Annotated in this window: 8 protein-coding genes; 7 read left to right on the top strand and 1 reads right to left on the bottom strand. The window is 67.8% G+C overall.

The window, feature by feature from the left end:
• Nucleotides 1–108 precede the first annotated feature (108 nt).
• The 3 genes from fsa to ACREB7_RS19600 all read left to right on the top strand — a co-directional run bounded on the left by fsa (nucleotide 109) and on the right by ACREB7_RS19600 (nucleotide 3,141).
• Nucleotides 109–759: a fructose-6-phosphate aldolase gene (fsa, locus tag ACREB7_RS19610; protein ID WP_431593948.1), complete on the top strand. Its 651-nt coding sequence runs from the start codon at nucleotides 109–111 to the stop codon at nucleotides 757–759.
• A 71-nt stretch (nucleotides 760–830) separates the two neighbouring features.
• The gene (locus tag ACREB7_RS19605) at nucleotides 831–1,634 is read left to right on the top strand and encodes an enoyl-CoA hydratase-related protein (RefSeq protein ID WP_431593947.1); all 804 of its coding nucleotides are present in this window, start codon (nucleotides 831–833) and stop codon (nucleotides 1,632–1,634) included.
• 1 nt (nucleotide 1,635) lies between these two features.
• Nucleotides 1,636–3,141 carry an acetyl-CoA acetyltransferase gene (locus ACREB7_RS19600; protein WP_431593946.1) on the top strand — a complete coding sequence of 502 codons (1,506 nt, stop codon included), beginning with the start codon at nucleotides 1,636–1,638 and terminating at the stop codon, nucleotides 3,139–3,141.
• Between the two features lie 24 nt (nucleotides 3,142–3,165).
• On the opposite strand, the gene amaB is transcribed toward ACREB7_RS19600, so the two are convergent.
• Nucleotides 3,166–4,665, bottom strand: a complete 1,500-nt coding sequence (gene amaB / locus ACREB7_RS19595; RefSeq protein ID WP_431593945.1) for an L-piperidine-6-carboxylate dehydrogenase — start codon at nucleotides 4,663–4,665, stop codon at nucleotides 3,166–3,168.
• A 151-nt stretch (nucleotides 4,666–4,816) separates the two neighbouring features.
• Between amaB and acs the strand changes: the two genes are divergently transcribed.
• From acs to ACREB7_RS19575, 4 genes are all read left to right on the top strand, one after another.
• Nucleotides 4,817–6,781, top strand: a complete 1,965-nt coding sequence (acs, locus tag ACREB7_RS19590; protein WP_431593944.1) for an acetate--CoA ligase — start codon at nucleotides 4,817–4,819, stop codon at nucleotides 6,779–6,781.
• 101 nt (nucleotides 6,782–6,882) lie between these two features.
• A complete protein-coding gene (locus ACREB7_RS19585) occupies nucleotides 6,883–7,716 on the top strand; it encodes a DUF2163 domain-containing protein (protein WP_431593943.1) in 834 nt (277 codons plus the stop codon).
• On the top strand, nucleotides 7,709–8,116 hold the full coding sequence (locus ACREB7_RS19580) for an NlpC/P60 family protein (RefSeq protein WP_431593942.1): 408 nt from the start codon (nucleotides 7,709–7,711) through the stop codon (nucleotides 8,114–8,116). The genes ACREB7_RS19585 and ACREB7_RS19580 overlap by 8 nt, the downstream gene beginning before the upstream one ends.
• A 275-nt stretch (nucleotides 8,117–8,391) precedes the next feature.
• Nucleotides 8,392–9,407, top strand: a 1,016-nt coding sequence (locus tag ACREB7_RS19575; RefSeq protein WP_431593941.1) for a phage tail protein, incomplete at its 3' end; no start/stop codon positions are given.

Here is a 9,407-nt window from a genome sequence, read left to right as displayed (position 1 = left end):
GATCAAGTCCGGGGTGACGAAGCAGGGAGGTGGCAGTTCATATTTCGCACGCGTTGCTCTAGGGGGTCAGCAACACCGAGTCGCCACCCCAACAGGAAGCCCAGCGCCATGAAATTCTTCGCCGACACCGCCGAAATCGCCGACATCCAGGAACTGGCCGCGACCGGCCTGCTCGACGGGGTCACCACCAACCCGTCGCTGATCGCCAAGTCGGGCCGCGATTTCAAGGAAGTGACGCGCGAGATTTGCGCGCTGACCACCGGCCCCGTCTCGGCCGAAGTCGTCGCGCTCGACCATGAAACGATGATGAAAGAGGCCGAAATCCTCCGCAAGATCGCGCCCAATGTCTGCATCAAGGTGCCGCTGACGATCGACGGCCTCAAAACCTGCAAGGCGCTGACCGGCGAGGGCACGATGGTCAATGTCACGCTCTGCTTCTCGGCGGCGCAGGCGCTGCTCGCCGCCAAGGCCGGCGCAACCTTCGTCTCGCCCTTCGTCGGCCGCCACGACGACAATGGCTTCGACGGCATGCAGCTGATCTCGGACATCCGCCTGATCTACGACAATTATGGCTATGAGACCGAGATCCTCGTCGCCAGCGTCCGCCACGGCATCCACGTCCTCGAAGCCGCCAAGATCGGCGCCGACGTGATGACCGCGCCGCCTTCGGTCATCAAGGGCCTGTTCAAGCATATCCTGACCGAAAAGGGCATCGAGGGCTTCCTCGCCGACTGGGCGAAGACCGGCCAGTCAATCTAACGCTCGTCGTTAACAGTTGACGTAAACGTCAACCTGCGTCGATACTCTCCCGCGACAAAGGGAGAGATTCGATGACCGACACCGCCGTCCCCGCCGTCCTGAGCGAACGCCAGGGCCATATCCTGATCGTCACGATCAACCGGCCCGAGGCGCGCAACGCGGTCAATGCCGCGGTGCATGTCGGCATCGGCACGGCGCTGGAAGAGGCGGAAAACAACCCCGAAATCCGCGTCGTCGTGATCACCGGCGCGGGCGACAAGAGCTTCTGCGCGGGCGCCGACCTGGTCGCGGTGTCGCGCGGCGAAATGCTGTTCCCTGCGGACAAGGCGCAACAGGCGTGGGGCTTCGCGGGCATGGTCGCGCATCCGATCTCGAAGCCGATCATCGCCGCGGTCAACGGCTTCGCCTTTGGCGGCGGCTGCGAAATCGCGCTGATGAGCGACATCATCGTCGCGTCCGAAAATGCGCAATTCGGCCTGCCCGAGGTCAAGGTCGGGCTGTTCGCCGCCGCCGGGGGCGCCTTCCGCATCGCGCGCCAGCTGCCGCAAAAGCTCGCTATGGAGCATCTGCTGACCGGCGATCCCTTCGACGCCGCGACCGCGCATCGCTACGGCTTCGCCAACCGCGTCGTATCGCCCGCCGACCTGATGCCCACCGCGATCGCGCTCGCCGAAAAGATCGCCGCCAATGCGCCGCTGTCGGTGCAGGTGTCGAAACGCGTCGCGCTCGGCATCCACGACGGCCGCATCGCCTCCGACGCCGCGGCCTGGGAAGCCAATACGCTCGAACGCAACGCGTTGATGCGCAGCGAGGACGCGCGCGAAGGTCCGCTCGCCTTCGCGCAAAAGCGCAAGCCCGAATGGAAGGCGCGCTGATATGGGCATGACCGATCCCGAGCGCATTCCCGTCATCATCGGCGTCGGCCAGATCAACGACCGGCCCGAGGACCCCGACCAAGGGCTCGACTCGCTCGGGCTGATGGTCGCGGCGCTGAATGTCGCGGCTGAAGATGCCGGCGTGTCGCTGACCGAGATCGACAGCCTCGCGATCGTCGACCAGATCAGCTTCCACAGCCTCGGCAAGCTGCCCGAACCGCTCGCCGCCGCGATCGGCGCCTCCCCCGCGATCAACTACCAGTCCGATGCCCCGCACGGCGACACCCCGATCCGCCTGCTCAACGAGGCCGCGAACCGCATCGGCGCCGGCGAGATCAAACTCGCCGCGATCGTCGGCGCCGAGGCGCTGCGCACCGCCGCCGGCCGCGCCGCCAAGGCCGCGCAGGGCGAGGACAAAAGCTATAACGCCGTCCGTCAGGTCGCGACCCGGCGCGAGCCCAATTATGCGCAGGTCCACGGCCTGTCGGCGCCCGTCGACGTCTATCCGCTCTACGAAAACGCGACCCGCGCCGCCTGGGGCCAAAGCCTCGCCGAAGCGCAGGACGAAAGCGCCGCGATCTGGTCGCGCTTCTCCGAGGTCGCCGCGACCAACGACGGCGCCTGGATCCGCAAGCCCGCGACGCCGGCGGACATCCTGACCGTCGACGAGCGCAACCGCCCGATCGCCTTTCCCTATTCGAAGCTGATGGTCGCCAATTCGTCGGTGAATCAGGGTGCGGGCTTCCTCGTCGCCAGCCTCGCCGAGGCGCGCCGCCGCGGCATCGCCGAAGACCGGCTCATTTATGTGGGCATGGGCGCTGCGGCGAAGGAGCCTGCGAGCATTCTCCATCGCGACCGCTACGACGGCAGCGTCAGCATGGAGACGAGCATCAACCGCACGCTCGCGTTGAACGCGATGACGGTCGCGGATTTCGACTGCGTCGAACTGTACAGCTGCTTTCCCTGCGTACCCAAGATGGCGCGCCGCACGCTCGGCTGGTCGGTCGACAAGCCCGCGACGGTGTTCGGCGGCCTGACCTTCGGCGGCGGCCCGATCGCCAATTATATGAGCCATGCGGTGGTCTCGATGGTCGAGAAATTGCGCCAGGAGGGTCGCTACGGCTTTCTCTTCGCCAACGGCGGCTTCGCGACCGACAATCATTGCATCGTCCTCGGCAGCGAACCGATCGCCGCCGCGAGCTTCCCGCAAAATTTCGACTATCAGGCCGAAGCCGAGGAAAAGCGCGGCCCCGTCCCCGAACTGGTCAAGGATTATGCGGGGCCGGCGACGATCGAAAGCTACACCGTCTTCTATGCCCGCGACGGCGCGCCAAAGACCGGCGTCGTGGTCGCGCGCACGCCGGGCGGCGAACGCACATTGTCGCACGTCGATGTGAACGACCCCGCGATGCTGGCCTTCCTGACCGACGGCAAGGTCGAGCCGGTGGGAACGGCGGGCGAAGTCATAGCGCTCGGCGACGACCGTTTCAGCTGGCGCACGGCCTGATCCTCCCCGCAAGCGGGGAGGATATTAGAGATCGAAACTCACCCCCTGCGCCAGCGGCAACGCGTCCGAATAATTCACCGTGTTCGTCGCGCGCCGCATATATTGGCGCCAGCTGTCCGATCCGCTCTCGCGCCCGCCGCCGGTCTCCTTCTCGCCGCCGAACGCGCCGCCGATCTCGGCCCCCGAAGTACCGAGGTTGACGTTGGCGATCCCGCAATCGCTCGCGACCAGAAACCGCTCGGCCTCGCGCATATCGGTGGTGAAGATCGCCGACGACAGCCCCGCCGCGACCGCATTATGCGCGTCGATCACCGCATCGAGATCGTCGTAGCGCATGACATAGAGGATCGGCGCGAAGGTCTCTTCGAGCACCGGCCCGACCTGCCCCGGCATCTCGACCAGCGCGGGGCGCACATAGAAGCCCGCGCCCTCGCCGACGCGCTCGCCGCCCGTCACGACGCCGCCCGCCGCCTTGGCGGCGACGAGCGCTTCCTGCATCATCTCATAGGCCGCGCGGTCGATCAGCGGCCCGACGAGCACCTCGCCAGCCAGCGGATTGCCGACCGCAACGCTGGCATAGGCCGCCTTCAGCTTGGCGACGAAACCGTCATAGATGCTGTCGTGCAGGAACAGCCGCCGCGTCGTCGTGCAGCGCTGCCCTGCCGTCCCCATCGCGCCGAACGCGACGCCGCGCAGCGCCAAATCGAGGTCGGCCGAGGGCGCGACGATCACGCCATTATTGCCGCCGAGCTCGAGGATCGCGCGCGCGAAACGCTCGGCCAATCGCGGCGCCACCGCGCGGCCCATGCGCGTCGATCCCGTCGCCGACAGCAGCGCGACGCGGCTGTCGTCGACCAAGGCCTCGCCCGCTTCGCGCCCGCCGATCAGCAATTGCGACAGCCCTTGGGGCGCATCGCCGAAGCGCGCAACCGCACGCTCGAAAATCGCCTGCGTGGCGAGTGCGGTCAGCGGCGTCTTTTCGGACGGCTTCCACACGACGCTGTTGCCGCACACAAGCGCGAGCGCGGCATTCCATGCCCACACCGCGACGGGAAAGTTGAACGCCGAAATCACCCCGACGACGCCGAGCGGGTGCCAGACCTCCATCATCCGGTGCCCCGGCCGCTCGGTCGCGATGGTCAGGCCGTAAAGCTGGCGGGAGAGGCCGACTGCGAAGTCGCAGATGTCGATCATTTCCTGCACTTCGCCCGCGCCCTCGGAGGGGATCTTGCCCGCCTCGATCGTCACCAGCCTGGCCAAATCGTCCTTCGCGGCGCGCAATTCTTCGCCGAACAGGCGGACCAGCTCGCCGCGACGCGGCGCGGGCACCTTGCGCCAGGCGCGGAACGCCGCGGTCGCATTGCCGAGGGCTTCGTCGATCGCTGCGCCATCGGCGACGCGCACCAACGCCACCTGCTCACCGGTCAGCGGCGTCACCGACGGCATCGATCCTTCGGTCCACAGGCGCCGGTCGACGCCCAGTCCATCGAGCAGACGCCCAACATCTTCGCCGATCCCGGCCATTACCCATCCTTTCGATACCATATTGCGCTGCCTCTAATCCCCAACCCCCGTTCGTGTCGAGCGAAGTCGAGACACGCCTGCGCAGCGCCAGACGCATCTCGACTTCGCTCGATGCGAGCGGCTAAGGGGGAGCAAATAGAGGAGAGCTGCCGTGTCCGACCTACCCCCCTCCGAACCGCTGGTTCCGGTCCCCGCCGACGCCGCCGCGAACACCCATTGCACCGCCGCCGACTATGACCGTCTCTATCGGCAGAGCGTCGAGGACCCCGACGGCTTCTGGGCCGAGCAGGCAAAGCGCATCGACTGGACCCGCGCGCCGGCGAAGATCGCCAACTGGTCCTACGACCCGGTCGCGATCAAATGGTATGAGGACGGCGTCCTCAACCTCTGCCACAACGCCGTCGACCGCCACGTCGCGGCGGGGTACGGCGACCGCACCGCGATCATCTTCGAACCCGACGCCCCCGATGGCGAGACGCGCACGATCAGCTACAAGGCGCTGCTGGCGGACGTCATCCGCTTTGCGAACACGCTGAAGAAGCTCGGCGTCCAGAAGGGCGACCGCGTCACCATCTATATGCCGATGATCCCCGAGGGTGCGGTGGCGATGCTCGCCTGCGCGCGCATCGGCGCGGTCCACAGCGTCGTCTTCGGCGGCTTCTCGCCCGAGGCGATCCACGGCCGGATCGAGGATTGCGCGAGCGACTGGGTGATCTGCGCCGACGAGGGCCTCCGCGGCGGCAAGGTCGTCCCCTTGAAGGCCAATGTCGACAAGGCGCTCGAGCGCGTCGATGTCAAAGCCGTACTCGTCATCGCCCACACCGGCGGCGACGTGAGCATGAAGGAAGGCCGCGACCATTGGTACGACGCGCTGTCGGCCGACGTCCCCGCCGACTGCCCCTGCGAGCCGATGAACGCCGAGGACCCGCTCTTCATCCTCTACACCTCGGGTTCGACCGGCAAGCCCAAGGGCGTCCTGCACACGGTGGGTGGCTACAGCGTCTGGACCGCGACGACCTTCTGGTACGGCTTCGACTATCGCCCCGGCGAGATCTTCTGGTGCAGCGCCGACATCGGCTGGGTCACCGGCCACTCCTATGTCGTCTATGGTCCGCTCCAGAACGGCGCGACGACCCTGATGTTCGAGGGCATCCCCAACTACCCCGACCACGACCGCTTCTGGCAGGTCGTCGACAAGCATAAGGTCAATATCCTCTACACCGCCCCGACCGCGATCCGCGCGCTGATGCGCGAGGGCGATGACTATGTCACCCGCCACGACCTGTCGTCGATCCGCCTGCTCGGCAGCGTCGGCGAGCCGATCAACCCCGAGGCCTGGCGCTGGTACAGCGACATCGTCGGCAAGGGCCGCGTGCCGGTAATCGACACCTGGTGGCAGACCGAGACCGGCGGCATTATGATCACCACCCTGCCCGGTGCGCACCCCGCGCAGCCGGGGAGCGCCGGTAAACCCTTCTTCGGCATCCGCCCGCAACTCGTCGATGCCGAGGGCGGCGTGCTCGTCGACGAACAGAGCGGCGGCGCGGCCGAGGGCAATCTGTGCATCACGCACAGTTGGCCCGGGCAGGCGCGGACGATCTATGGCGATCACGCACGCTTCGCCGAGACCTATTTCTCGACCTACAAGGGCAAATATTTCACCGGCGACGGCTGCCGCCGCGATGCCGACGGTTACTGGCGGATCACCGGGCGCGTCGACGATGTGATCAACGTGTCGGGCCACCGCATGGGCACCGCCGAGGTCGAAAGCGCGCTCGTCCTCCACGCGGATGTCGCCGAGGCGGCGGTCGTCGGCTTCCCGCACGACATCAAGGGCCAGGGCATCTATGCTTATGTGACGCTCAACGCCGGGGTCGAGCCGACCGAAGAAATGGTCACCGCCCTCAAGCAGCAGGTCCGCAAGGAAATCGGCCCGATCGCCACGCCCGACCATATCCACCTGACCCCCGGGCTGCCCAAGACGCGCTCGGGCAAGATCATGCGCCGCATCCTCAGGAAGATCGCGGAGAATGATTTCGGCTCGCTCGGCGACACCTCGACCCTCGCCGACCCCAGCCTCGTCGACGGGCTCATCGAAGGGCGGAAGAACCGCTAGTTCATTTACCGTAGCCCTGAGCCTGTCGAAGGGCGCTTCTCAGTGAGGCGCCCTTCGAGAGGCTCAGGGCTACGGTATTTGAGCAGGAAAGAACTATGACGATGGCGGAAAGTCTCACCGCGGCGCCCGACTGGCTGCGCGAGGAGCTGGTGACGCTCGCCTGGTGTTGGCGGCTGGCGCGGCGCGACGGGGTGGTCGTCGGGCTGACCTCGCACGACCGCGACCTGATGGTGGACGGCACGCCGTACCGCGCGGCGCCGGGGATGAAGCCGTCGGCGCTGGAGACGAAAGACAGCCTCGAGGTCGAGACGATGGACCTGGAAGGCGCGGTCAGCAGCGCGGCGATCGCCGCCGCCGACCTCGACGCGGGGCGCTGGGACGGGGCGCAGCTGGTGCTGATGGTCACCGACTGGAGCGCGCCCGACGCCGCGCCGGTGGTCGTCGCGCGCGGCGAACTGGGTGCGGTCGAGCGGCGCGGTGCGGCGTTTGCGGCCGAGTTGCAGGGGGTGTTGCGCTCGCTCGATGGACCGGCCTGCCCGGCGACCTCGCCATCGTGCCGCGCCGCGCTGGGCGATCGGGCGTGCCGGATCGACCTGGCGCCGCTGACCCATGTTCGGCGGGTGGTTGCGGTCGACGGGCGGACGGTGACGCTCGATGCGCCGGTCGCGGCGGGGACGCTGGCGTTTGGCGAATTGCTGTGGACCCAGGGCGCGGCGTGCGGGCTGGCGTCGCCGGTGATCGCCGACGACGGGACGGTGCTGACGCTGGCCGAGGCGCCGGGGGTGTTGCCCGACTTGCCGGCGCGGGTGCGGCTGACCGAGGGGTGCGACCGGCAATTGGCGACGTGCAGCGCGCGCTTTGCCAATGCGGCGAATTTTCGCGGCGAGGCGCATCTGCCGGGCAATGATTTGCTGACGCGATATCCCGGTGGATGATCGGGGTTGCCGCGCCTTTGCGGCGGCGCGGGCGTTGGTCGGCGTGCGGTTCCGGTTGCAGGGCAAGGATGCGGCGACGGGGCTCGATTGCGTCGGGCTGGTGTGGGCGGCCTATGCGGCGGCGGGCGTCAGGCTGGTCCGGCCGGGCGATTATCCGCTGCGGGGATGGCCGCGGGCGCGGGTCGAGGATAGCTTGGCCGCGGCGGGGTTTGTGTTGGTGGACGATGAGGTGCGGGTCGGCGATGTCGCTTTGATCGCATTGGCGGCAGGGCAGTTTCATCTGGCGCTGATCGGCGCGGCGAGCGTGGTGCATGCCCATGCGGGGCTTCGGCGGGTGGTCGAGACGCCGCTGGGTGTTGACGTGCGGGCGGCGGCGCGGTGGCGGCTGGCGGAGCGCTGAACAGGTTTCACGCAGAGAATGCAGAGGAAGCAGAGGTCGCAGAGAAGAAGTTGGTCACACGGAGGCGCGGAGCCATGAGTGATGAGCGATTGGCGGCTTCGCCGCCTGTCTTCTCTTTTCTCTGCGGTCTCTGCGGTCTCTGCTTCCTCTGCGGCCTCTGCGTGAAACCTTCCCATGCGCGGCGCTTCCGTCGTGCGTCGGTGCAAGGCCTCGATCCCTCCACCGTCCCCATCGCTTCGCGACGGGGAGGATTCTCCAGATTTGGGAGCATAGTCATGGCAACCTTGGTGCTGACGGTGGTCGGCGGCCTGATCGGCGGGCCCGTGGGGGCGGCGATCGGGGCTTATGCGGGGCAGCAGATCGATGCCGAGATCTTCAAGCCCAAAGGGCGTGAGGGGCCGCGGCTGGCCGACCTGAAAATCCAGGCGTCGACCTATGGCCAGCAGATCCCGCAATTGTTCGGGACGATGCGCGTCGCGGGCAGCGTGATCTGGGCGACCGACCTGATCGAGCGGCGCGAGAAGCATGGCGGCGGCAAGGGGCGGCCGTCGACGACCGAGTATAGCTATGCGGTGTCGCTGGCGGTGGCGCTGTCGTCGCGGCCGATCCGGGCGATCCGGCGGATCTGGGCCGACGGCAATCTGCTGCGCGGCACGAGCGGGACGTTCCAGGAGCGGTGCGTGTTTCGCTTGTACGAGGGGAGCGAGGATCAGGCGGTCGATCCGCTGATCGCCGCCGCCATCGGCATCGGATCGGCGAGCGCGTTTCGCGGGCTGAGCTATGTCGTGTTCGAGGAGCTGGAACTGGCGAGCTTCGGCAACCGGATTCCGGCGCTGACTTTCGAGGTCGAAGCCGATGCGGATGCGATCGATGCCGGGTTCGTCTGCGATGCGCTGCTCGGCGAGGCGGGGCGGTGCGCCGGGCAGACGGGATTTGCGGGTTATGCTGCGTCGGGCGACCGGGTGCGCGACGCGCTGGCGCCCTTGTTCGATGCCGATGGCGTACGGCTGGTGGGCGCGGCCGATGGCTGGCGGCTGGCGCCGACGGCGCTGGCGGGCGATCCGGTCGCGCTGGGCGATTTCGCCGAGGCGCGGCGGGTCGAAGCGGCGGTCGATGGCGCCGAGACGCGGCGCTTGCCGCTGGCGGCGCTGCCGGGGGCGATCCGGCTGCGCCACTATGAACCCGAGCGCGATTATCAGCTGGGCCAGCAGACGGCGTTGGTCGCGGGCGGCGGGCGACGCGAGGAAAGGATCGACCTGCCGGCGGTGCTGACCGCAGGCGGGGCGCGGGC

The sequence above is a fragment of the Sphingopyxis sp. genome, from assembly GCF_050725615.1.
Taxonomy (GTDB): domain Bacteria; phylum Pseudomonadota; class Alphaproteobacteria; order Sphingomonadales; family Sphingomonadaceae; genus Sphingopyxis.
This window is presented reverse-complemented; position numbering and strand designations above follow the sequence as displayed.

Coding starts and splice junctions, on each gene's coding strand:
- ACREB7_RS19600 (WP_431593946.1), top strand. CDS start 1,636: ATGGGCATGACCGATCCCGAGCGCATTCCCGTCATCATCGGCGTCGGC.
- amaB (WP_431593945.1), bottom strand. CDS start 4,665: ATGGCCGGGATCGGCGAAGATGTTGGGCGTCTGCTCGATGGACTGGGC.
- ACREB7_RS19605 (WP_431593947.1), top strand. CDS start 831: ATGACCGACACCGCCGTCCCCGCCGTCCTGAGCGAACGCCAGGGCCAT.
- ACREB7_RS19585 (WP_431593943.1), top strand. CDS start 6,883: ATGGCGGAAAGTCTCACCGCGGCGCCCGACTGGCTGCGCGAGGAGCTG.
- fsa (WP_431593948.1), top strand. CDS start 109: ATGAAATTCTTCGCCGACACCGCCGAAATCGCCGACATCCAGGAACTG.